20 protein-coding genes are annotated in these 22,033 nt (G+C 59.9%); 13 read left to right on the top strand and 7 right to left on the bottom strand.

Annotated features, from left to right (window positions below):
- The first annotated feature begins 2 nt into the window (after nt 1-2).
- The 10 genes from FHP24_RS21095 (at nt 3) to FHP24_RS21050 (ending at nt 10,478) form a co-directional block, all read left to right on the top strand.
- Nucleotides 3-1,136, top strand: coding sequence for an LLM class flavin-dependent oxidoreductase (locus tag FHP24_RS21095; protein WP_139678202.1), 1,134 nt, complete (start codon nt 3-5; stop codon nt 1,134-1,136).
- Nucleotides 1,129-1,950, top strand: a complete 822-nt coding sequence (locus tag FHP24_RS21090) for an ABC transporter permease subunit (protein WP_139678201.1) — start codon at nt 1,129-1,131, stop codon at nt 1,948-1,950. Before FHP24_RS21095 ends, FHP24_RS21090 begins: the two co-directional genes overlap by 8 nt.
- On the top strand, nt 1,947-2,651 hold the full coding sequence (locus tag FHP24_RS21085) for an ABC transporter ATP-binding protein (RefSeq protein ID WP_139678200.1): 705 nt from the start codon (nt 1,947-1,949) through the stop codon (nt 2,649-2,651). The genes FHP24_RS21090 and FHP24_RS21085 overlap by 4 nt, the downstream gene beginning before the upstream one ends.
- 49 nt (nt 2,652-2,700) lie before the next feature.
- The gene (locus tag FHP24_RS21080; protein ID WP_139678199.1) at nt 2,701-3,654 is read left to right on the top strand and encodes an aliphatic sulfonate ABC transporter substrate-binding protein; all 954 of its coding nucleotides are present in this window, start codon (nt 2,701-2,703) and stop codon (nt 3,652-3,654) included.
- Between the two features lie 1,076 nt (nt 3,655-4,730).
- On the top strand, nt 4,731-6,065 hold the full coding sequence (locus FHP24_RS21075) for a CitMHS family transporter (protein ID WP_139678198.1): 1,335 nt from the start codon (nt 4,731-4,733) through the stop codon (nt 6,063-6,065).
- 37 nt (nt 6,066-6,102) lie between these two features.
- Nucleotides 6,103-7,440 (top strand): acyclic terpene utilization AtuA family protein, encoded by a 1,338-nt coding sequence (locus tag FHP24_RS21070; protein WP_139678197.1) that lies wholly within the window; start codon nt 6,103-6,105, stop codon nt 7,438-7,440.
- Nucleotides 7,441-7,444: 4 nt separating this feature from the next.
- A complete protein-coding gene (locus tag FHP24_RS21065) occupies nt 7,445-7,756 on the top strand; it encodes an AtuA-related protein (protein ID WP_139678196.1) in 312 nt (103 codons plus the stop codon).
- A gap of 66 nt (nt 7,757-7,822) precedes the next feature.
- Nucleotides 7,823-8,482: a CoA transferase subunit A gene (locus tag FHP24_RS21060; RefSeq protein ID WP_139678195.1), complete on the top strand. Its 660-nt coding sequence runs from the start codon at nt 7,823-7,825 to the stop codon at nt 8,480-8,482.
- A complete protein-coding gene (locus FHP24_RS21055; RefSeq protein ID WP_139678194.1) occupies nt 8,479-9,135 on the top strand; it encodes a 3-oxoacid CoA-transferase subunit B in 657 nt (218 codons plus the stop codon). Before FHP24_RS21060 ends, FHP24_RS21055 begins: the two co-directional genes overlap by 4 nt.
- 170 nt (nt 9,136-9,305) lie before the next feature.
- Nucleotides 9,306-10,478 carry an acetyl-CoA C-acetyltransferase gene (locus FHP24_RS21050; RefSeq protein ID WP_139678193.1) on the top strand — a complete coding sequence of 391 codons (1,173 nt, stop codon included), beginning with the start codon at nt 9,306-9,308 and terminating at the stop codon, nt 10,476-10,478.
- 204 nt (nt 10,479-10,682) lie between these two features.
- On the opposite strand, the gene FHP24_RS21045 is transcribed toward FHP24_RS21050, so the two are convergent.
- From FHP24_RS21045 to mdoH, 5 genes are read right to left on the bottom strand one after another with little or no spacing between them, the layout of a single operon-like run.
- A complete protein-coding gene (locus FHP24_RS21045) occupies nt 10,683-11,468 on the bottom strand; it encodes a class I SAM-dependent methyltransferase (RefSeq protein WP_139678192.1) in 786 nt (261 codons plus the stop codon).
- Nucleotides 11,465-12,520 carry a glycosyltransferase family 4 protein gene (locus FHP24_RS21040; RefSeq protein WP_246091884.1) on the bottom strand — a complete coding sequence of 352 codons (1,056 nt, stop codon included), beginning with the start codon at nt 12,518-12,520 and terminating at the stop codon, nt 11,465-11,467. Before FHP24_RS21040 ends, FHP24_RS21045 begins: the two co-directional genes overlap by 4 nt.
- Complete coding sequence (locus FHP24_RS21035) at nt 12,517-12,915, bottom strand: 6-pyruvoyl trahydropterin synthase family protein (RefSeq protein WP_139678191.1); 399 nt, start codon at nt 12,913-12,915, stop codon at nt 12,517-12,519. Before FHP24_RS21035 ends, FHP24_RS21040 begins: the two co-directional genes overlap by 4 nt.
- Nucleotides 12,916-12,943: 28 nt before the next feature.
- Nucleotides 12,944-13,921, bottom strand: coding sequence for a zinc-dependent alcohol dehydrogenase (locus FHP24_RS21030; protein WP_139678190.1), 978 nt, complete (start codon nt 13,919-13,921; stop codon nt 12,944-12,946).
- Nucleotides 13,918-15,831 carry a glucans biosynthesis glucosyltransferase MdoH gene (mdoH, locus tag FHP24_RS21025; protein ID WP_281287467.1) on the bottom strand — a complete coding sequence of 638 codons (1,914 nt, stop codon included), beginning with the start codon at nt 15,829-15,831 and terminating at the stop codon, nt 13,918-13,920. Before mdoH ends, FHP24_RS21030 begins: the two co-directional genes overlap by 4 nt.
- Nucleotides 15,832-16,037: 206 nt before the next feature.
- On the opposite strand from mdoH, the gene FHP24_RS21020 reads away from it, so the two are divergent.
- Complete coding sequence (locus FHP24_RS21020; protein ID WP_139678188.1) at nt 16,038-16,478, top strand: DUF2231 domain-containing protein; 441 nt, start codon at nt 16,038-16,040, stop codon at nt 16,476-16,478.
- 2 nt (nt 16,479-16,480) lie between these two features.
- A complete protein-coding gene (locus FHP24_RS21015; protein WP_139678187.1) occupies nt 16,481-18,037 on the top strand; it encodes a PQQ-dependent sugar dehydrogenase in 1,557 nt (518 codons plus the stop codon).
- Nucleotides 18,038-18,090: 53 nt separating this feature from the next.
- Here FHP24_RS21015 and FHP24_RS21010 read toward each other — a convergent pair whose 3' ends face one another.
- Nucleotides 18,091-20,253 carry a site-2 protease family protein gene (locus FHP24_RS21010; protein ID WP_139678186.1) on the bottom strand — a complete coding sequence of 721 codons (2,163 nt, stop codon included), beginning with the start codon at nt 20,251-20,253 and terminating at the stop codon, nt 18,091-18,093.
- Entirely contained in the window at nt 20,250-20,615 is a 366-nt protein-coding gene (locus tag FHP24_RS21005) for an HlyD family secretion protein (protein ID WP_281287466.1), read from the bottom strand. Before FHP24_RS21005 ends, FHP24_RS21010 begins: the two co-directional genes overlap by 4 nt.
- Nucleotides 20,616-20,651: 36 nt before the next feature.
- Between FHP24_RS21005 and FHP24_RS21000 the strand changes: the two genes are divergently transcribed.
- Nucleotides 20,652-22,001: a cadherin-like domain-containing protein gene (locus FHP24_RS21000; RefSeq protein WP_246091879.1), complete on the top strand. Its 1,350-nt coding sequence runs from the start codon at nt 20,652-20,654 to the stop codon at nt 21,999-22,001.
- The last annotated feature ends 32 nt before the right edge of the window (nt 22,002-22,033 follow it).

Genomic DNA, 22,033 nt, shown 5'->3' with positions numbered 1-22,033 from the left:
CCATGAACGTTCTCTGGTACATGTGCGCGCCCGATGGTGCCTATCCGTGGAAGCCGGAAGGCTCACGCACGATCGATTACGGTTATTACAAGCAGCTCGCCCAGGCCTATGACCATCTCGGTTATACCGGCGCCCTTTTCGCCACCGGCGCCCATGATGTCTGGCCCCTCGCAGGCGCGCTGCTGCCCTACACGGAACGCATGAAATTCCTCATCGCCTTCCATCCCGGCCTGATCGCACCGACGTTGCTCGCCAAGATGGCGGCGACGTTTCAGGAATTTTCCAATGGCCGCCTGATGCTCAACGTCGTCTCTGGCGATGCAAAAATGCTCGGCGCCTATGGCATGATGCTCCCTCATGACGAGCGCTACGTCATGGCCGATGAATACCTGACCATCTGGCACCGGCTGATGGCGGGCGAAAGCGTTACCCACAAGGGCATATATTTCCAGACCGAAGGCGCAAAGCTGGCGCTTCCGGCCGGCACCGACATTCAGCCGCCGCCGCTGTGGTTCGGCGGCTCATCGGACAGCGCCATCGAAGTGGCCGCCAAGCATGTCGAAACCTATCTCTCCTGGGGCGAAACGCCGGAGCAGATGGGCGAGAAGGTCAAGAAGGTAAAAGCCCGCGCTGCGGAACATGGCCGCGAACTGACCTATGGCATCCGCCTTTACGTCATCGTCCGCCAGACTGACGCCAAGGCCTGGGAAGCCGCTGCCGATCTCTACGATCAGATGGACGATACGGCGATTGCCGGCAACCAGCGTTTCGTTTCCAACACGGATTCGATTGGCCAGCAGCGGATGAGCGCCATGCATGGCGGCATCAAGCCGACCAATCTTCGCGATCTCGAAATCGCCCCCAACCTGTGGGCCGGCATCGGCCTCGTTCGCCCCGGTCCCGGCACCGCCATTGTCGGTTCACCCGATACCGTGATCCGCACGCTTGAGGCTTACCGGAAGGTCGGCGTCGACACGTTCATCCTCTCCGGCATGCCGCTTCTGGAGGAAGCCTATCGTTTCGGCGAACTCGTGCTGCCAAAACTGCCGGTCGAACGGCTGCTGCCGGAACGCAAGCAGTTCACCTGGTCGACCCTGTTCGATCGCGATCTGTCCGGGAAACCCGCCAATGGCTGATACCAGCACGGCGGCCCCGGCAACCGGCCAGGCACCGGGCCGACGCGGCGGCCGCAAACTGGCCAATACGGCCATGCGGCTGGCCTCTCCGCTTGCCATCATCCTTGTCTGGCAACTCGCCAGCATGACGGGCCTGCTGTCGCCGCGCATCCTTGCAGGACCAAGCGAAATCATCGCCACGGCTGGACGCCTTGTCGCATCCGGCGAGTTGATCACCGGCCTTGTCGTGTCTTTCCTGCGGGTATTGGCCGGTTTTTCGATCGCACTTGTGCTCGGCATCCTTCTGGCCTTGGTCTCGGGCCTGTCGCGGCTGGGTGAAACGATCATCGATCCGCCGATCCAGATGCTCAAGGCCATGCCGTTCCTTGGTCTTCTGCCGCTGTTCATCCTGTGGTTCGGCATCGGCGAAGCGCCAAAGATCGGGCTTGTCGCCTTCGGCGCCGTCTTTCCGATCTACCTTACCCTGCATGGCGGCATTCGCGGCATCGACAAGAAGCTGATCGAGGCCGGGCAGACGCTGGAACTGGGTACATTCGGCATCATCCGCCATATCGTCATTCCCGGCGCGCTTCCCTCGCTTCTCGTCGGCGTGCGCTATGGCCTCAGTGTCGCATGGCTGAGCCTCGTCGTCGGCGAACAGATCAACGCCTCCAGCGGCATTGGCTACATCATCACCTATGCCCGCGATTTCCTGCAGACCGATGTCATCGTCGTCTGCCTTCTCGTCTACGCCATCATGGGCCTGCTGACCGATGGTCTGGTGCGCATGATCGAAGCCTATGCGCTGCGCTGGCGCCCGGAGGTGATCGCATGAGCACTCTCGTCGATATCCGCAAACTGCACCGCTCGTTCGGCGGCCCTGCCGTTCTCGACAGCATCGACCTGACAATGGCGCCCGGCGAATTCGTCGCCCTGCTTGGCCGCAGCGGCTCCGGAAAATCAACACTGCTGCGTGTTCTCGCCGGCCTCGACACCGCACCGGCGCAGAAGCTGGAACTTCCCGTCCGCCGTTCGGTGGTTTTTCAGGAGCCGCGTCTTCTGCCATGGAAAAGTGTCATCGAAAACGTCGCGCTTGGCGTCCGCCGCGCCGATGCGCGGACGCTGGCAACACAAGCACTCGCCGATGTCGGCCTGTCGCACCGGGTGGATGCCTGGCCGCTGACGCTTTCGGGCGGCGAGGCGCAACGCTCGGCGCTTGCACGGGCACTGGTGCGTGAGCCGAAACTACTGCTGCTGGACGAACCCTTTGCCGCACTCGATGCCCTCACCCGGCTGCGCATGCATGATCTGGTGTTCGAACTCTGGCGCAAACATCACCCCGCCGTGCTGCTCGTCACCCATGACGTCTGGGAGGCGGTTGCACTTGCCGACCGTATCCTGGTGCTAGATCAGGGTCGTTTCATCAAAGAAATTCGCGTCGACATCGATCACCCGCGCCGCCGCGACGATCCTAGAACCAGCCGCATTGAAGCAGAGCTTCTGAAGGAACTCGGCGTCGAACCCCTCCATGCTTGAACACTCACTTGCCTGAACCCCACGCCAGAATGGCAGATTGGACAAACCGATGATCACCAAGCGCAAACTTCTTGCAGCCGCGGCCTTCCTCACGGCGGCCGCCACCTTTGCACCCTCCGTTCAGGCCGCCGACGACATCGTGCGGATAGGTTGGCTGCGTGGCCCCAATGACATCACGCTCGCAAAATCGCGCGGCACGCTGGAAAAGGCGCTGTCTGAAAAGGGCATCAAGGTTGAGTGGGCCGGCCCCTTCCCGGCCGCCGCACCCGCGTTCGAGGCACTCAATGCCGGCAGCATAGACATCACCGCCGGCAGCTCGACATCGGCGATCGCAGCACTTTCGGCAAAAATCCCGCTCGTCGTCTTCGCCTACCAGAAGATGGCACCGGGTTCCGAAGGCATCGTCGTCAAGAAGGATTCCGGGATCACCTCGATCAAGGACCTGGCCGGCAAGAAGGTCGCGGTCAATCGCGGCGGCACCGGTGAATATCTGCTGATGCAGGGACTGGAAACCAACGGCGTTGATCCGAAAAGCGTCGAGCGCGTTTATCTCAGCCCAAGCGACAGCGGCCCGAGTTTTACCCAGGGCCATGTCGATGCATGGGCGACCTGGGACCCCTTCCTGACCATCGCGGAAAAGGCATATGATGGCAAGGTCGTGGCCGATGGCGCCGCCATCAAGTCCGACAATGCCGTGGTTCTGGTCGCAAGCCGCGATTTCGCCAAGGACAAGGCCGATCAGCTGCAGCTCGTTTTCGACGTCATCAAGTCGGAAAATGCCTGGGCTGTTGCCAACAAGTCGGAAGCCGGCGCCATCTGGGCTAAAGAAATGAACGTCCCTGCCGATCTCGGCGCCAAGATCGGTGAGAACAATGCCGTTCCGACCACCGGTGTCTCTGAAGCCAATGTGAAGCAGATCACTTCCGTGGCCGAATGGTACGCAAAGAGCGGCATCATTCCGGCCTTGCCGGATGTGGCAGCCGGCGTTGTTTCGCTCAAATAAGCTTTGGTCTGAAATCAGCTGCCTGATGACGCCATTGGCGCCACAGGCAGCTGGCCTGCACACACAGGCGTCAGTGTCTGATCTCGGAATGAATGCCAACCCGCTATCTGTAGAAAAAGGCCATGCCTTTTTGACTCAATTGAGCTATCTGGCCAATTTCTACACCCTCAAGTATCCGACAAACAGAACGCGGCGAAGACGGCCCATCCGGGGCTTTGTACGGTGCCGCTAAGGCTCGAAAATTAACTGGTAAGCCGTCCGTCGTTTTTCACATGCGGTTGGTCTACCTTCCTCCGCATTTCCGATCTCACGAGGGGTAGTGAAGCATTCGACATTTCGGGAATGGGGTCTTATCCGCCTCAAAAGGTTGATTGCCCTCTACGAGGTTTTCGTCGCCCTTGATGTCTCTGCACGCCTGAAAACCTAGCGGAAAATCCTGGATTCAGACCTTATCCAATTATTTCGATCGCGCGATGCACGGCCTCTCCGGGTCCTGCTACGGCGAAACCAGCTCATATTCGAGTAAGCAATATATGTGGCAACGTGTCGATGACCGTTGCACGCAACTCATGGCGCCGGAGAAGCTACGAAAGAGCAATCCTTTCATGCCCTATGCCGCAATGATCCGACACATCCCTGCGACAATCACAACCTTATAGTTGTTTAACAATCACGCTCCAGCCACGCATCGTCATATCAACGACGCACCCGCGCGGGCGAAACCATGCGACAAAACGTCAACATTTTTTCAGAGCGATATCGGCACGCACCTCAATGACGCGGGCAACCAATTGATAATATGAGATTTTCGAAACCGTCCCTCAGTCATTACGTTTGATAATTACAGTGATCCGATAAATTCAATTTTTTAAATGTCACATCTCTGCCACAAAATCTTCAGGCGCTTCCTTAGAAGTGAAAAGCAAATTCAGATCAGATATTTCAGGCGATTTCGCAACGAAATTGTATTCTGTCAAGTGCGCTTATCAGCAACAAAAGGAACTCCTCCGAGGAATTACATCAAAATTTAAAAGTAAACGCTCCACGAACGGAGCGCTACTTGGGAGAGAGCACATATGCTAGCTATTCTTGGATTAGTGACAATCATTGTATTGTTGACAGTGATATTGACAAACAAGCTGTCGCCACTGGTTGCCCTTATCGTGATCCCGATCATTGCATCGCTGATTGGTGGATTCGGTGCCGAAACCGCTACATTCATCGTCAGCGGCGTCAAGAACATCGCGCCGACGGCCGCGATGTTTGTCTTCGCGATCGTCTTCTTCGGCGTCTTGACCGACGCCGGCATGATGGACCCGATAATCGACCGTATTCTGAAGGCCGTTGGGCTGAAGCCGACCCGCATCGTCGTCGGCTCCGCACTGCTCGCCCTGATCATCCATCTGGATGGCTCCGGCGCAGTCACCTTCCTGATTACCATTCCGGCCATGCTGCCTCTGTATGACCGCCTGGGTATGCAGCGTCGCATTCTTGCGCTTGTCGTTGCTCTGGCCGCTGGCGTCAACTTCCTACCCTGGACCGGACCGGTCCTGCGCGCCTCGGCTGCGTTGAACGTTCCTGTATCCTCGATCTTCACCCCGCTCTTTGTCGTGCAGATCGTCGGTCTCATCTTCACCTTTTCGGTCGCATGGTACATGGGCAAGCGCGAAGAACGCCGCCTCGGACTTGGGGCAAGCGCTACAGTTGCCGCAGCAGGCAATGGGGCTACTTCGGAAATCGCCTACAAGCGTGAACTGACCGACGCCGAAAAGGAAATCCGTCGCCCTCACCTTTTCTGGGTCAACATTCTGCTGGCGCTTGCTATCCTCGGCACGATGATCTCGGGTTATGTCGATGCCGCTCCGATGTTCATGATCGGCACCGTGCTTGCCCTGATGATCAACTATCCGAACGTCAAGGACCAGAAGAACCGCGTCGATGCCCATGCCAAGGCTGCGCTGATGATGGCTTCCATCCTCTTTGCTGCTGGCGCCTTCACCGGCATCATGGGTGGAACAGGCATGATCAAGGCCATGGCCGCAGCCGGCGCAACCTACGTCCCGGCAGACCACGCACAGGCCATTCCCTTCATCACTGGCATTCTGTCTATGCCGCTCAGCCTGCTGTTCGACCCCGACTCCTACTATTTCGGTGTCATGCCGGTTCTGGCAAATGTCTATCACAGCTTCGGTGGTGACCCGATCCATGTCGCCCAGGCATCGATCCTTGGCCAGATGACCACCGGCTTCCCTGTCAGCCCGCTGACGCCTGCCACCTTCCTGATCATGGGCCTGACCGGTGTCAGCCTCGGCGAGCATCAGAAACTGGCAATCCCATTCCTCTTCGCTGCCACGGTCGTGATGACCATTACCGCAGTGATCCTGGGTGTCATCCCATCCCCGTTCGGATGAGCCACACCCACCTTTTTTGAAATAAGGAGTTATAATTATGCGCACTATTCGCATCGGATCTGGAGCCGGATATTCCGGCGATCGCATCGAGCCGGCGGTAGAACTCGCCGAAAAAGGCAATATCAACTACCTCGTTTTCGAATGCCTGGCAGAGCGCACCATCGCGATCGCCCAGAATGCCAAGCTGAACGATCCGACCAAAGGATACGATCCTCTGCTGGTCGAGCGTTTCGAATCTGTTTTGCCAATCTGCAAGAAGAACGGCATCAAGATCATCACCAACATGGGCGCCGCAAACCCTCAGGCCGGCGCGGCCAAGGTTCGCGAGATTGCCACCCGCCTGGGTCTCGGCAAACTCAAGATTGCAGCAATCTCCGGCGATGATGTCGTCGAAGCTCTGAAGGTAAGCGACACGAAAATCCTTGAAACCGGGGCTCCGGCCTCCAACATGGCCGACGTACTTATCTCCGCCAACGCCTACGTCGGCGCTGCTCCGATGGTCGAGGCTCTCGCCAATGGTGCCGATGTCATCATCACCGGCCGCGTTGCCGACCCGTCCATGTTCCTCGCTCCGCAGATCCACGAATTCGGCTGGTCGCAGGATGACTGGGACAAGATCGGCAAGGGCACGGCTGTCGGCCACCTCCTGGAATGCGGCGGTCAGGTCACCGGTGGTTATTACGCCGAACCCGGCAAGAAGGATGTCGCCGATCTCGCCCGCCTCGGTTTCCCGATTGCAGAAGTCTCCGAAGATGGTGCAATCGTCATCACCAAGGTCGAGGGTTCAGGTGGCAAGGTCACCGAGCACACCTGCAAGGAACAGATCCTTTATGAGGTTCATGATCCGAAGACCTATCTGACGCCGGATGTGACAGCTGATTTCTCGCAGATCACCTTCACCGAAATCGCTCCCAACCGCATCCGTGTTACCGGCGTCACCGGCCGCGCTCGTACTAAAACCTTCAAGGTCTCGGTCGGTTATGCCGACGGCTACATGGGCGAAGGTCAGATTTCCTATGCCGGTCCCGGTGCGCTTGCACGCGCCCAGCTGGCACTCGATATCGTCAGGGAAAGGCTCAAGATCACCGGCGTCAAGGCCAGCGAGCTTCGCTTCGACCTGATCGGTGTGAACTCGATTCACGCCGAGGTTCTCGCACCGGCTCCTGAACCGACCGAAGTCCGTGTTCGCGTCACCGGACGTTGCGACAGCATGAAGGAAGCCGTGCGCATCGGCAACGAAGTCGAGACGCTTTACACCAATGGCCCTGCCAGCGGTGGTGGCGCCACGAAATCGGCCAAGCAGGTGGTGGCAATGCTGTCCGCGCTCTTCCCGCGCGACAAGGTCATTCCCGTCATCGAATATCTGGAGGCTTAAGGCCATGAAACTCTTCGACATCGCCCATTCCCGCACCGGCGACAAGGGCAACATCTCCAACATATCCGTCATCGTCTATGACCAGAAGGACTACGAGCGCGTCCGCGAATACGTCACGCCTGAACGGGTCAAGGCGCATTTTAAGGGCATCGTCAACGGCGAGGTCGTCCGTTACGAAATCCCGACCTTGGGCGCGCTCAACTTCGTCATGCAGGATGCACTCGGCGGCGGCGTGACACGCTCGCTAGCGCTCGATGCACACGGCAAGTGCCTGGCCTCCGCGCTTCTTGCGATGGACATTCCAGCCAAGAATTAAGGCGCCGACGGCGCGGGCAGCTCGCTTCACCGCAAGCTGCCCCGCTTTCCCCAAAAGGATATTTCCATGTCAAAAGTAAGTACCGTCGCGGCGGCCGTTGAGCAGATCCCGGATGGCGCCGTCCTGATGATCGGCGGGTTCATGGGAGCCGGAACACCGCCTCTCCTGATTGATGAATTGGTCCGTCAGGGCAAGAAGAACCTGACCGTGATCGCCAATGACACAGCCCGTCCCGGTGTCGGGATCGGCAAGCTGATCGATGCCGGTCTGGTGAAGAAGGTGATTGCCAGCCATATCGGCACCAACCCACAAACGCAGAAGCTAATGATCGCCGGTGAGCTCGAAGTCGATCTCGTTCCTCAGGGGACGTTGGCTGAGCGGGTACGCGCCGGCGGGTCAGGCCTCGGCGGCGTGCTGACGCCCACCGGTGTCGGCACCACGGCTGCTGACGGCAAAACGACCGTCGAGCTCAACGGTGTCACCTATCTGATCGAAGAAGCGATCAAGGCCGATGTCGCCCTGATTGCGGCCCGCAGTGCCGATTATTCCGGTAACCTGCGCTACTCGCTGACATCGCGCAATTTCAATCCGTTGATGGCGCTTGCTGCGGAACTTGTCATTGCTGAACCCGACGAGATCGTACCGATCGGCTGCATCGAACCGGATTCCGTCGTAACCCCGCATGTGCTCGTGGACTTGATCGTCGTGAAGGGAGCAGAAGCATGAACGACAAGGAAATCATCGCCCGGCGTGTCGCGCTGGAACTGAAGCGCGGCGATCTGGTCAATCTCGGCATCGGGCTTCCCACCATGGTCGCCAGCTATCTTCCCTCCGATGCGGGTATCTCGTTTCAGTCGGAGAACGGCATTATCGGCATGTCTTCCCTGCCCGACCCGGCATTGGCCGGCGTTAATCTGACCGATGCCGGCGGCTCGCCCATCGGTGCCCTGCCAGGAGCCTGCGCCTTCGACAGTGCCATGTCCTTTGCCCTGATCCGCGGCGGTCATCTCGATGTGACCGTTCTTGGCGGCCTGCAGGTCGACGAACAAGGCCAGCTCGCCAACTGGATGGTGCCGGGCAAGATGGTGCCGGGCATGGGTGGTGCGATGGATCTGGCGTCAGGGGCCAAGCGCGTCATCGCCGCCATGACCCACACGGCCAAGGGCGCTCCGAAGATCATCAAGAAGTGCACCCTGCCTCTGACTTCGGTTCGCCGCGTCGATCTGGTCGTCACGGAACTGGCCGTGATTCAGCCGACAGATGAGGGGCTTGTGCTTCTCGAAATTGCTCCCGGCGTGACTGTCGATCAGGTTATCGCCGCATCCGAAGCCAAACTGTTAATGCCGAAGGTTCCAGGCGTGATGGGCATCGCAGCCTGAACCATCGGTTTGCGGGAGGGGTGGGTATCCTCCTCCGTCGCCCCTCCCGCTCTATTCCAGCTTTTCACTAAGTCGCAAAAAATCTAAGCGCGGGTCTTCTGCGCCATGTTCTCTCTTTTCGCCGCAGATCCGGGCCGGTAGGTCGGTCATGTGGCAAGATTGGAAAAACCATGACCAATATCGTAATCGTATCTGCCGCCCGCACGCCGGTTGGCAAGTTCATGGGTGGCCTGTCCACCCTTCCCGCAAGCCAGCTGGGCTCGATCGTCATCCGCGAGGCTCTGGAAAGGGCCAGGCTTGAAGCATCCGCCGTCTCCGATGTCGTGCTCGGCCATGTGCTGAGCGCCGGCCAGGGCCAGAATACTGCCCGCCAGGCAGCCGTTGCCGCCGGCATTCCGATGAGCGCCACCGCACTCACCATCAACCAGGTCTGCGGTTCCGGCCTGCGCGCCGTTGCGCTCGGCGCACAATCGATCCTTGCCGGCGATGCCGATGTCGTGGTTGCCGGCGGCCAGGAGAACATGAGCCTTGCCCCGCATGCCGCAGTCCTGCGCACCGGCGTCAAGACGGGCTCGGCCGAGTTCGTCGACACGATGATCAGGGACGGCTTGTGGGACGCTTTTAACGACTACCACATGGGCATCACCGCCGAAAACGTCGCCGCTAAATACGGCTTTACCCGCGAGGAGCAGGATGTGTTCGCACTCGCCTCGCAGACCAAGGCAGCCACTGCGATCGCTGAGGGCCGTTTAAAACAGGAGATAGTTCCGGTCACCGTCAAGACTCGCAAGGGCGATATCATCGTCGATACCGACGAAAACCCGCGGGCCACGACACTTGAGGCACTTGGCGGCCTCAAGCCCGCCTTCAAGAAGGACGGTACGGTGACGGCCGGCAATGCCTCGGGTCTGAACGACGGCGCAGCCGCAGTTGTCCTGATGCGTGAGGATGAAGCCGCCCGTCGCGGTCTGACACCGCTGGCCCGGATCGCCTCGTTTGCGACGATGGGCGTCGATGCCGCAATCATGGGAACCGGTCCTATCCCTGCCTCCCGCAAGGCGCTGGAACGGGCCGGCTGGAGCATCGACGATCTCGACCTGATCGAGGCCAACGAGGCTTTTGCCGCACAGGCGCTGTCGGTCAACAGGGATCTCGGCTGGGACCCGGAAAAGGTCAATGTCAACGGCGGTGCGATCGCCATCGGCCATCCGATCGGGGCGTCCGGTGCGCGTGTGCTGGTGACACTGCTGCATGCACTGAAGCAACGCAACGCAAAGAAGGGTCTCGCAACGCTCTGCATCGGCGGCGGAATGGGCATCGCTCTCTGCGTCGAAAGCTTCTGACACACCCCTTTGGAGCTTCGGCTTCGCAAGGCTTGGGCATCATCAAGATGCCCATGCCAACCCAATCTCCCGAAAGGCAAATTATGGTAGATGCCGGCCAGGGCGATCAGCAGTCGGCGGCCAAGGCAGGCATACAATAAAGCGCCACGTAGACAGAAACCAGATCACCATGCCGGCTCCGTGTGCTTGCGTGGTGATACCGTTTCAACGAAACGCGAACAGATCCCAGTGTCCGACAAAGCAGCTTGAGTTTTCCGCCCGCTCCAGCCGCGCCGACTGCCAGTCATTTACATCCATCTTACTGACAAGACCGGTCTCGGCGGCCGCCGTTGCCATGCCGGAGACGAACTGCCGCTGCAGCTCCGCATGTGACGGGTCGAGCCGCCACGGGCTCGGCGCCATAGCGACATGAAAACTCTGGCCTTCTAGCAACTTGCGCAATGAAGGCGTAGCGGCTGGACCGAGCGCCGGGCCGAACCCCTTGTCGGACTGCTGATGGGTGTTGAACGCTGCGACAACCTCCTCGTCCATCGGATGCGGATCGTCCCAATGGCAGATGCCGTCATAGTTCAGCGCGGCGTAGAGGCTGACGTCTGCCTGTACGAGCTGCGCAACCAAACCGGCCAAAAAATCCTCGGAAACGAGATCGAAGAGAGCCGAAGCCGTAACCAGCCGTGATCCGTCAAATGTGTCCACGGAAATATCATCCAGATGCGCTTCGACACATTCGACCCGTCCTGACAGGCCGTGCCGGCTTCCTGCCTCCGCAAGCAGATTCGCATCGTTATCGACAAGCTTCCAGCGCCAATGCTGCGCTTCGGGCAGAAGCGCCCGGAGGGTAGAGCCGGTTCCGGCGCCCAGATCGACGACAGTTGCGTCCTCCCCCACGGCCATCACATGATCGGTCACCCGCTGTCTCAGGCCGCGATCACGTGCCGCATGGTCGGCGACCTCGCGCAGATCGAGCCATCGCGTATCGAACCCGCTCATCGGATACCCTCCAGAAAATCGGCAAGGACCTTTGCGCTCGCAGTCCAGTCCGGCAATTTTCGACCTGTCGCGAGCGACCCGGCGGCGTAGTCCCGCCGCGCCTGCGGATCATCGAGCAGCCTCGCCAGCGCTTCGGAAAATCCATCGACATCGCCGGGCTGAACCAGAATTCCAGCTTGATCGGAAACAAGATCCGGCACCGCACCGCCGCGGCAGCCCACGATCGGCACGCCTCGCGCCATGGCCTCGGCAAACACCATGCCGAAACCTTCGTAGCGGCTTGCCAGCGCAAAAATATCGGCACGCGCATATTCGGCATTCACGTCATCAAGCGCACCGGTCACGACAATCCTGTCGCTCAACCCATCGTCCGCAATCTGTCGGCGCAAGACGGCTGCGGATCGCGGATCCATCATGTCGCTGCCGACGATGCGGCATTGCCATGGCCGGTCGCGCAGCTTCGCCAGAGCCGCGACAAGCGTTGCATGATCCTTGCGCTGCGTCAGCGATCCTACGGCAAGGATCATCGGCGGCTCGCCGTCCGCACTGCCCTGTGCAGGTTCGTCACGTTCGGTGCCGGGTATCGCCACACAGATCGCCTCCTCCCGGATACCGAAATCCGAGACCAGAGTGCGGGCCGTCTCCGAGCTCGTCACGACGACGCCGCGAACACAAGACAGCGCGGCGATTTCGCTTCGGCGCAGATCTTCCGCCTGCCCTTCCGATAATCCCGTCTCCAGTGTTAGCGGATGATGAACGAGCGCGACCAGTTTCAGCCGTCCGGCCTCTGCCAAGGCGATGTCGGGCATGGTGCCGAATGCCAGTCCATCGATAAGGACGAGGCTTTCATCGGGAAGCGCGGCGAACTGTCTTGCCGTTGCCTCCAGCTCTTCACGGTTTGGATTGGGAAACCCATCAGGCAGCCGTAGATGATCGACCCGCCAGTCAAGCGCGCGCAGCTCCGCGATCATCCGTCGATCGTAACCATAACCGCCGCTGCGGATCTCGATGTCTCCGGGAATGACGAAAACGAGATGCGCTGCGCGGCTCAAATCGCTGCCTCATACCATGCACGCGCCACGTGGCTTTCATGCAGGGTGATCTTCAGGCGACGTATCCGCTTGCCGCCGGTTCCGAGTTCGCCGGCCTCTATGCGTCGACGCAAGTCGTCAAAAATGTGTTTCGCCAGCACCTCTGTCGTCGTCACCTTGCCGCGAAAGACGTCGAGTTCATCGAGGTTCTTGTAGTTAAGCGGCGCAACCGCTTCCTTCAGCACCGTTGTTGCCAGACCGATATCGACGCCGAGGCCGTCCTCGTCGAGATCCTCCGTCATGAAGGCTGCATCGACAACGAATGTCGCCCCATGCATCGCCTGGGCGGGGCCGAAAACCTCACGCGGCAGGCTATGGGCAATCATCATATGGTCGCGCACTTCGACAGCAAACATCGTCTTGGAATCCTTCAATTAAAAATCATCAGCAATAGCGGATGCGGTGACACAACGTATCCGGATCAGAGAGTATCCCGATATAGCGCCCGGCGAGATCGTCAAAAGCCGTCTCGCCGGAAACAAGATCGTCGAGGCGGTCGTCGTTGAGAAGAGCAAGCGCCGTCTCGAGACGCCGCGAAAGCGGCCACCGGGCTCGCCGCAAAGCGGGAACATGGCCGACCTGCGAACCGATGATCGACAGGCGGTGGCTGTGAAACCGGCCGCCGAGCGGCACGGCCGACGTGCCTTCACCGAACCACGACATTTCGACGATCCGCGCTTCGAAGCCCGCGACAGCGATCGCTGTCGCAAGGCCTTCGGATGAGGCCGAGGCATGAATGACAACATCGCTGTCGCAGGCAGATGCTTGCGCCTCTTCAGGCAATGCGAAGCGGCACCCGAGCTTTTCTGTGAGAGTGCGACGGTCGGGGTTCACATCGATCAGTGTCACCTGCGTGCCGGGGACTTTTGCCGAAAGAAATGCGACCAGCAGTCCGACGAGCCCGCCGCCGACAACCGTCACTTTGTCGCCCGCAAGTATCCCGGCGTCCCATATGCCGTTCAGCGCCGTTTCCATGTTGGCGGCAAGCACGGCCCGAGCGGCCGGCACATCCGCAGGAACCGGTATCACCATGGCCGCCGGAACATGAATCAGATCCTGATGCGGATGCAGGCAGAAAACGGTTTCACCAACCAGCCCTGCACCACCGGCTTTCACCGTGCCGACAACCGCATAACCGTATTTGACGGGAAACGGGAATTCGCCGTCCTGCAGCGGCGCACGCATGTTTCCGTATTCGCTCACGGGTACCGATCCTTCTGCAACGAGGGACTCAGTGCCTCTGCTGATGGCGCCGAAACGGCTTTCGATCAGAAGCTCGTTTTCGGCAAGCGGCGCCAATCCCGACTGCTTCAGTTCAGCCCGTCTTATTCCGGTCAGCCACAATGCCCGCGACGTCGTCATGTGCGGCTATCCGCCAGCACCTGGCGGGCAACGCCCGCTTCCCGCTGTGCCGACCTATACGCGGCCTGCGGGCGTCGCCAATGGCGGGCGGCATGCGGCACGAGCGGGCTCAAAATTCGCGGCATGCGCCCTTCTTCGGGAATGGCGAACAGACCGAGACGCGTGGTCCAGCGGCCAAAACTTTTGGAAGCGGTCAGCATGGTGAAGGGGATCGCCAGACAGAGCCCTGCCACCATGGGCAATGCCCAGAGAAAAGCGGTCGCCCCTGCCCCGAACAGCAGGATGACGGCAAGCGAAACCCCGATCACCGTCTGCAGCCCCATGGTCTTGAGGGCCGATAAGAAGGACACGCCGAGCCTGTCGCGGTTCTGTCCGCTCCATGCCATACAACGTCCGAACGGCAGGCCGAGCAGGAAGACGGATACGTAAACGGCAATGATCGGCGCCATCAGCATCGAGGCGAGGATTTCGATGATTGCGGACAAGCCGAAACGCAAAGGCCCGCCATAACTGCGCACCGCGCCCCTGGTCAGACAAACATCGATCATGCCGGCGAGTTTCGGTGCAATCGACATGAAGAAGATGACGCCAAACAGGGAAAGGCCGAGCTGCAGATAGGTAGGATCGAAACCTGCCGACATGGCCTTCCATGCGGCTGCGAAAGTCGCGGCAATCCAGGCCGGCGGCGCGATATACATCAGGATCGCCTGCAGCACCTGAAACCGGCTGAGCAGCTTCAGCCGCGGTTCGAACAGAAAACGCCAATACTGCATGTTGCCCTGGCACCAGCGCAGGTCGCGCTTGGCGAAATCGGGAAATGTCGGCGGATTGGCCTCGTAACTCTGCGTCTCGATCGGCAACACGCGGACCTCGTAGCCGCCCCGGCGCATATAGGCCGCCTCCAGCTGGTCGTGGCTCAGCACATGCCCGCCGAGCGGCGGCGATCCGGGCAGGACAGGCAGGCGGCAATGCCCCTGGAATGCTGCGGTGCGGATCAGGGCATTATGCCCCCAATATGGCCCGCAATCAGCATTCCACCAAGCAGCTCCCATGGTGAAGGCACGCATGCCGTGCCGCATGCCGAACTGGAACATTCGCGCAAAACCGCTGGTCGCTGGCGTACCGACGACGAGTGACTGCATGATGCCGATTTCCGGTCGCGCTTCCATGGCCGCCGCAAGCCGGACTATGGCGTCGCCGGACATGACGCTGTCGGAATCGAGCGGCAGGAAGAAATCATAGTCCCCGCCGTGTTCATCGAGGAAGTCGTGGATGTTGCCGGCCTTGTAACCGGTATTGATCGCACGCCGCCGATAGACAGGACGGTTTTCAGGCGCCAGATCGACAGTTTCGACAAAACGAGCGAAGCCGGCCAACTCGACCTTCGCGACGACTTCGTCGGATGTATCGCTCAAAACGAAGACCCGGAAATGGCGCTCCAGGCCCGTTGCCTTGAGGCTTGCCGTCATTGCCTCCAGTCGCGCCAGAGCCGGTAGCGGGTCTTCGTTGCGCAGAAACAATGTCAGCGCGGTTCTAGACGAAAGCACACGCGGACGGTCGTACTCGCCCTGCGGATAAAACGGGTAGACGCTGCGCGCGGGATCTCCCGGGCCATGCTGCAGCATTAGCCCGATGATCGCATTCCAGAAACCCAGCACCGTCCACGGCATGGCGAGTAGGAAACCAAGCAGCATGATCGCTTCGAACACATCGATGCCACCTGGAGACAGGAGGCGAAACAGCCCGTAACCGAGTGCCGCAATCGTTGCCAAATTGAGTATCAACACGATGGCACGACGCTGTGTAACCCTTAGCCCCGTATATCGAAATGGGTGTTCGGGCGGAGTTCTGCCCGAATGCACACCGTCCCTCTCGAAGCCGCCGCCTGAGGCGGTCGCGGCGGAGTCCATCCGGCTGGTATGCAAATCCATGGAGGCATTGCTTTCGATGAGTGTCTGACGGCTAAAATTAGGCACAGGTTACATTTCAACAAGACGGTGCCCCCTTCAAACCCGTCACAATCTTGCTCACGAACGGGTGATCCGGAATGGCACGGAACAAATCTCCCGCACTGGTGGTTGACGGGAAAATTACGCTTATTCGTACGGAGAGCAAAATGGCTGTGTTATCCTCCCGTGACAGGGATTCTGCCGCCTACCCACTACAGTCGCTTTTTGTCCCGTTTCCATTCGTCTGCTTCACGCTCGCACTTGGTACTGACATCGCCTTCTGGCAGAGCGAAGGCAACATCATGTGGCAGAATTTTTCGTCCTGGCTTCTGTTTGCCGGACTGGTCTTCGGCGCTATCGGTCTGATTGCCGGTCTGCTGGATCTTATACGGCGACGTACACGTCCGTTGCGACCCGGCTTTCTGTCTATTTTTCTCTATATCGTGGTACTCGCCGTGGCACTTCTCAATAGCTTCGTTCATGCGGGCGACGGGTGGACGGCGGTTGTGCCTTACGGTCTTTTTCTTTCAGCCGTGACCTTCGTTCTGGCGCTCTTTGCCGCCGTCGTTTCCGCTCGCAAATATGCCAGACTGGCCTGGAGGGTATGATCATGAAGTATTCCGCTCTCGGCGTATCGATCATCGCGCTTTCCGCCGGGCTCACCAGTGCAATTGCCCAGGATGGCGGTTTCGATATCTCGCAGCAGATCGGGCCAGACCCGGTTCTTCCAGAGCCGCAGCAGGTTCTTCTCCCCGACCTCAAGGTTGCCGAGGTTGTTGGCTGGAAAGACGGCGAAACGCCGACCGTACCGGACGGTTTGAAGGTGACTGCCTATGCCGCGGATCTCGCTAATCCCCGCACCGTCCATACACTTCCGAATGGCGATGTTCTGGTCGTTCAGTCGCAGGCGCCGGAAGGCGAGCCACTCAGCCGCCCGAAGGATTTCATTCGCGGCTGGATCATGGCGCTTGCCCATGGAAGCGGTGGCGGTGAAAAGAAAGAAAGCAACCTGATCACCCTGCTTCGCGACACCAATCGCGACGGTCAGGTGGATGAAAAGCATGATCTTCTGACCAAGCTGGACTCGCCGTTCGGCGTCGCCTGGATCGAAAACACTCTGTATGTCGCTTCCGCCAGCGCCGTGCTGGCCTATCCTTATGAGCTCGGCCAGAACGAGATCACCGCACAACCGAAAGTGCTGACACCCCTGCCTGGCGGCCCAATCAATCATCATTGGACAAAGGATCTGGCGCTCAGCCCCGACGGGCAAATGCTTTATGTCTCCGTGGGATCGAATTCGAACGCCACCGAAAACGGGCTGGAGGCAGAAAAAGGTCGCGCCGCGATCTGGCAGGTCGACCGTCGGACGGGTGCGGCTCGGGTATTTGCGTCGGGCCTGCGCAACCCCAACGGCCTGACCTTCCATCCGGAAAGCGGCGAACTCTGGGCAGTCATCAACGAACGCGACGAGCTTGGCCCTAATCTCGTACCGGATTACATGACCTCCGTGAAGGACGGCGCCTTTTATGGCTGGCCATGGAGCTATTACGGCAATCATGTCGATGCACGCGTCTATCCGCCCCGGCCGGAAATGGTCGAGAAGGCGATTGCGCCGGATTACGCGCTTTCCAGCCACGTTGCAGCTCTCGGCATGACATTCACGATGGGCGCCGCCATGCCGCAGGCCTATGCCAGCGGAGCCTTCATCGGTGAACATGGCAGCTGGAACCGCACCAGTTTCAACGGATACAAGGTCGTTTACATCCCTTTCGAAAATGGCAAGCCATCCGGCAAGGCCCAAGACGTGGTGACGGGTTTCCTTCAGGGCGATCAGGCACGTGGCCGTCCGGTCGGCGTCGGCATAGACGGCACGGGGGCTCTGCTCGTGGCCGATGATGCGGGCAATACGGTCTGGCGTGTCGCCTCCTCCGACGGCAACATCATTCCACAGCCTGTCGGCACGGATCGGGTATCGGGCAGCGAAAAGGTTTCTACGGATATGAGGTCAGGACGCGTTCCCGCAGCCGGAACAACCGCTTCGGCCGCATCGCAGACGACGCCTCAAGCTAGCTCGCAGGACCGCCTTACCACTCAACAGCCGATTTCTGACGAGCCGGAAAAGCTGCGCCCGGCCCAGATGCAGATCGCGCCGGCAACCGGCCCTTGAGGCAGGTTGCATGTCGTTACCGCAAAAACGCTACACACTTTTGCGCGTTATGCTTAGAACCCCGCTTCACGGAAAAGCACCATGAGGATGCGCCTCCAGGCGCGTTCAGCGAAACTAACGCCTTTGCCGTCGATCAGCATCACCCCCTGAACCGATCGCAACGGAAGAGGGGTGCTGCCGTCTATCGTTGCCACCACGACATATTGGGCCGAGACCGGCACCAGCCTCTGCCGCTTTCCTTCGTTGACCGCATGGACGGCGACGGCACCGTGATAATGAGATGAAAGCTGCGGGACATCGATCTCCCGCGCGCCGGCTTCTGCGATGGCAGCGAGAGTGACCGGCATTCGCGGCTGTGAAAGATCGTCGGGGACGAACCAGCCGGAGGCATTAACAGTGAGCCGCGAACTGTCATTGCCGGCCACATATCCCCTCGCTACCGAACCAAGACCTGCCGAAAGGAAGGCTATCTGCTCGCTGCGTCCCACCCATTGACCCGATTGGATTTCGGGGTTGATCTCGGTGACGGTGCCATCGAATGGTGCCTTGACGATCAGCGCAGTCCTGCGCTCTTCCAGCCCCTGCCTGCGGGCTAGCAAACTGCCAAGTTCGCTTTGGATGATGCTGCGCTGGGCAAGGTCGTCCGCATTGGCGCCGATCCGCGCCAGACGCGATCGGGCCAGTTCGATCTCGACATCCGCGATCCTCAGCTCCTCGTTGATCTGCGGCGCATCGATGGCAAACAGCACATCTCCCGCTTTCACCGCCTGCCCGGCAGATATGTCGAGGCGTTCGACCTGTCCCGGCTCCTTCGGATAGAGACGCACGAATTGCTGCGGATAGATGACCGCAGGTGCGATGACGCGGGTCGAAAGCGGCAAGAATGCCAAAATGATCAACAGTCCAACGATCGAGGCCGTCACATAGGTCCTGCGGGTTCTAAGGATGTCGCTGCGCATGGCCCACCACTCCTTCATTTCCATGACGACAGGGCGAATGATGAAAAAGCCGATCTCGACGGCAAAAAGCAGAATGCCGACCAGCTTGATGGTGAAATGATAGACCAGCACGGCAATGCCGAGATAGAGGACCAACCGATAGATGGCAGTGGCCACCGCATAGGCAGTAAGGATCACGTCGAGCCGCGGCGGAAACGTTTCAGGCGCCGGATATCCGGGCCGGAACAGGAATTCCCGCAAGCGCCAGCGCATGTGCCGGAAGCTGCGCGGCTGCAGGTTCTCGATCCCGAGCAGATCCGCCAGGATGTAATAGCCGTCGAAACGCATGAATGGATTGAGATTGACGACTAGGCTCAACACCACGCCGGTTGCCGCGAGCACGAAGACGGCGCTGCGCAACGGACCATCCGGTACGAACGCCCAGGCCAGCAGCGCGTAGGCCGCGACCGTCAGTTCCACCAGCATTCCGGCGGAATCGATCCGCAGTCTTTGCCAGCGCGACTTCAGTTTCCATGCATCGCTGACATCGGTGTAGAGCAGCGGCACCATGACCATGAAGGCGACGCCCATGGTCGGGATGCGGCAGTCGAACCGATGTGCCACATAGGCGTGCCCCAGTTCGTGCAAGCACTTGATGAAGATCACCGACAGGATCGAAATCGCCGCCCCTTCCAGCGAAAAAACGAAGGGAAAAGTGCCGATGAAAGCATCCCATTGGCGGGAGACTAGGTAGAGCCCGATCAGCCCTGCGGCAGCCGAGATCCACCAGAACAGCTTGCTGAACAGGAAGGCGACATGGGGCCAGGTCGCCCGGATGAACCGCTCGGGTCGCACCAGCGGTATCCTGAAGAACAGATAGTTATGGATGAGCCGCATGAACCATGAATGGCGCGGCTGCGCCTTCTGGTGCAGCGCCCGCCAGGCCCCACGCGTCGGCTGTACCAGAAGCAGATTGTGCTCCAGCATGCGCACAATGGTTCCGATATCATCCGCCGACATCCGCTCGATGAAACGGGCATTCACCGCTTTCAACAGATTTCCGACCGTCCTGCTGACATTCCAGAAGCTGAGAACCTGGAACATCTCATAGGTGATGCGAAAGAAACGGTTGCGGATCGGGTCGAAAACCACCCAGGTCGGCGCGCCGGAATAACTCGCCCCGACCCGCATGATCTGTAGATCCTGACGCAGGGCCGGCAGTGGTGCATCCTGCGGCTGGCCGATCTGCGGTTGAGCAACCTGTGGCTGGCCGCTCATAAGCCGAACCGCTGGCGGATGACCGAGATCGGCTTGCGGAACAGGTAATAGGCAAGCGCAACCTTCTCGCCGCTGATCTGCGCCGTGCCGCGAATGCCGAGCCGCATGCCGGGTTGATCGCCGTCCAGCGCCGCATAGATGCGATAGGCCAGTACGTCGCCCTCGATCATCCTTGCCTCGAAAGAAGCTGCCACCACTTCGGCACTGGCCGGGTTGAGAGGATCGGAATCGAGAAAAGCCCTGACCTTCGCCCCTTTGGAGACCGCAATCGCATCCGCCACCGGCACATCGACGCGAAGCTGCATGCGGTCGGGATCGGCCACTTCCATGATCCGCTCGCCGGTCGTCACCGGCCGGCCGATCCAGTCGGCGATGGTCAGGCGACCTCGACCTATACCGTGACCGTCTCGATCGGGGCACCGAACCGACCGCCCGTCGGCTCCGACGCCAATGTCACCGCCTTCGAGGATACGCCGTTCAACGGCCGCCTGCCGGTTGCAACGGATGCGGATGGCGACACGCTGACCTATGGCCTCGGTGCGCCCGCCGTCCACGGCATGGTCACCGTCAATTCAGATGGGACCTACACCTATGTTCCGGCACTCAATTTCAACGGAACGGACACATTCACCTACACGGTGAGCGACGGCCGCTCGATATCTACCTACACGATCACCATCACGGTTGATCCGGTCAACGACCCACCGAGTTCCTCGGATACGTCCATCTCGGTTACCGAAGGAACATCGGTCTCGGGCAACCTGCCGCCGGCTACAGATCCTGAAGGCCAGCCGATTTCTTACGGCCTCGGTAACGGCCCACAGCATGGTACGGTGACGATCAATCCGGATGGGACCTACACCTACATACCATCTGTCGGTTACAACGGAACGGATAGCTTCACCTTCACGATCAGCGACGGCACCAACACAGCCACCTATACCGTGGCGATCACGGTCGATCCGGTTGAAGGCCCGGACGAGCCGCGCCCGCCGCTGGAGGTGGATCCGGCGTCGCCGGTCACTGCCGAGCCGACCGATCCCTGGCAACCGCCATCGGTCTCCGACAGCATATCGGCCGGATCATCGTCGCCGATATCCTCGATCATGGACAATCTTAACGGGATTGCCGATCTCACCGCTCAAGGCCCGATCGTCAACGTCGTCAATTCCATCCGCTCGCTGAACGGCATTGGCTATCTCCCGGAAGAAGGCGCCGTCATCTATGCCGCCAGGCAGATGGACGAATGGGTGGAGAGCGGCCGCATCATCGATGACCTGACAGCAGGCTTCTTCAAGGGCGGCTCGAACATCCATCTGGCGCGGGAAGGCGCCGAAAGCACGTGGTTCCAGATCGATACGATGGTCTACAAGGATTACCTCTACATCATGCCGTCCTCGGACGGAGATGTTGAGAATGCTTCATTTGGTGTGACGCTCGCGGATGGACGCCCGTTGCCGGACTGGCTTAAACCGACGCGCCAGGGCCTCGTCATCGGCCGTCCGCCGGCAGGTCTTGAATTCATTGACCTGCGCATTCACGGTAATTCATCGGATGGCGTGATCTCCGACACGATCCGCATCGATCTCAACACCGGCGCGATCCTCGATCACGTCAGCGACCGCAGATCAGATCTTGGTCCAGGCCTGTTCTCGGATCATCTGCTTGCAGCGGCAGACCTGCCTGGCGACGACGTTTCTATGCTCGGCCACGCGCTTCAGCGGTGGAGCGAACTGCCCGACCGCTGATGGAGCTGCCCACTGGCGTCAACGCTATCCGC

The sequence above is a fragment of the Aliirhizobium smilacinae genome (assembly GCF_006335145.1).
GTDB classification, from domain to species: domain Bacteria; phylum Pseudomonadota; class Alphaproteobacteria; order Rhizobiales; family Rhizobiaceae; genus Neorhizobium; species Neorhizobium smilacinae.
The sequence above is the reverse complement of the archived record's forward strand: the minus strand, read 5'-3'. Positions and strand labels throughout refer to the sequence as shown.

Excerpts from the sequence above, each read along its gene's own strand:
- FHP24_RS21095 (WP_139678202.1), top strand. The coding sequence starts at position 3 with ATGAACGTTCTCTGGTACATGTGCGCGCCCGATGGTGCCTATCCGTGG.
- FHP24_RS21090 (WP_139678201.1), top strand. The coding sequence starts at position 1,129 with ATGGCTGATACCAGCACGGCGGCCCCGGCAACCGGCCAGGCACCGGGC.
- FHP24_RS21085 (WP_139678200.1), top strand. The coding sequence starts at position 1,947 with ATGAGCACTCTCGTCGATATCCGCAAACTGCACCGCTCGTTCGGCGGC.
- FHP24_RS21080 (WP_139678199.1), top strand. The coding sequence starts at position 2,701 with ATGATCACCAAGCGCAAACTTCTTGCAGCCGCGGCCTTCCTCACGGCG.
- FHP24_RS21075 (WP_139678198.1), top strand. The coding sequence starts at position 4,731 with ATGCTAGCTATTCTTGGATTAGTGACAATCATTGTATTGTTGACAGTG.
- FHP24_RS21070 (WP_139678197.1), top strand. The coding sequence starts at position 6,103 with ATGCGCACTATTCGCATCGGATCTGGAGCCGGATATTCCGGCGATCGC.
- FHP24_RS21065 (WP_139678196.1), top strand. The coding sequence starts at position 7,445 with ATGAAACTCTTCGACATCGCCCATTCCCGCACCGGCGACAAGGGCAAC.
- FHP24_RS21060 (WP_139678195.1), top strand. The coding sequence starts at position 7,823 with ATGTCAAAAGTAAGTACCGTCGCGGCGGCCGTTGAGCAGATCCCGGAT.
- FHP24_RS21055 (WP_139678194.1), top strand. The coding sequence starts at position 8,479 with ATGAACGACAAGGAAATCATCGCCCGGCGTGTCGCGCTGGAACTGAAG.
- FHP24_RS21050 (WP_139678193.1), top strand. The coding sequence starts at position 9,306 with ATGACCAATATCGTAATCGTATCTGCCGCCCGCACGCCGGTTGGCAAG.
- FHP24_RS21045 (WP_139678192.1), bottom strand. The coding sequence starts at position 11,468 with ATGAGCGGGTTCGATACGCGATGGCTCGATCTGCGCGAGGTCGCCGAC.
- FHP24_RS21035 (WP_139678191.1), bottom strand. The coding sequence starts at position 12,915 with ATGTTTGCTGTCGAAGTGCGCGACCATATGATGATTGCCCATAGCCTG.
- FHP24_RS21030 (WP_139678190.1), bottom strand. The coding sequence starts at position 13,921 with ATGACGACGTCGCGGGCATTGTGGCTGACCGGAATAAGACGGGCTGAA.
- mdoH (WP_281287467.1), bottom strand. The coding sequence starts at position 15,831 with ATGGACTCCGCCGCGACCGCCTCAGGCGGCGGCTTCGAGAGGGACGGT.
- FHP24_RS21020 (WP_139678188.1), top strand. The coding sequence starts at position 16,038 with ATGGCTGTGTTATCCTCCCGTGACAGGGATTCTGCCGCCTACCCACTA.
- FHP24_RS21015 (WP_139678187.1), top strand. The coding sequence starts at position 16,481 with ATGAAGTATTCCGCTCTCGGCGTATCGATCATCGCGCTTTCCGCCGGG.
- FHP24_RS21010 (WP_139678186.1), bottom strand. The coding sequence starts at position 20,253 with ATGAGCGGCCAGCCACAGGTTGCTCAACCGCAGATCGGCCAGCCGCAG.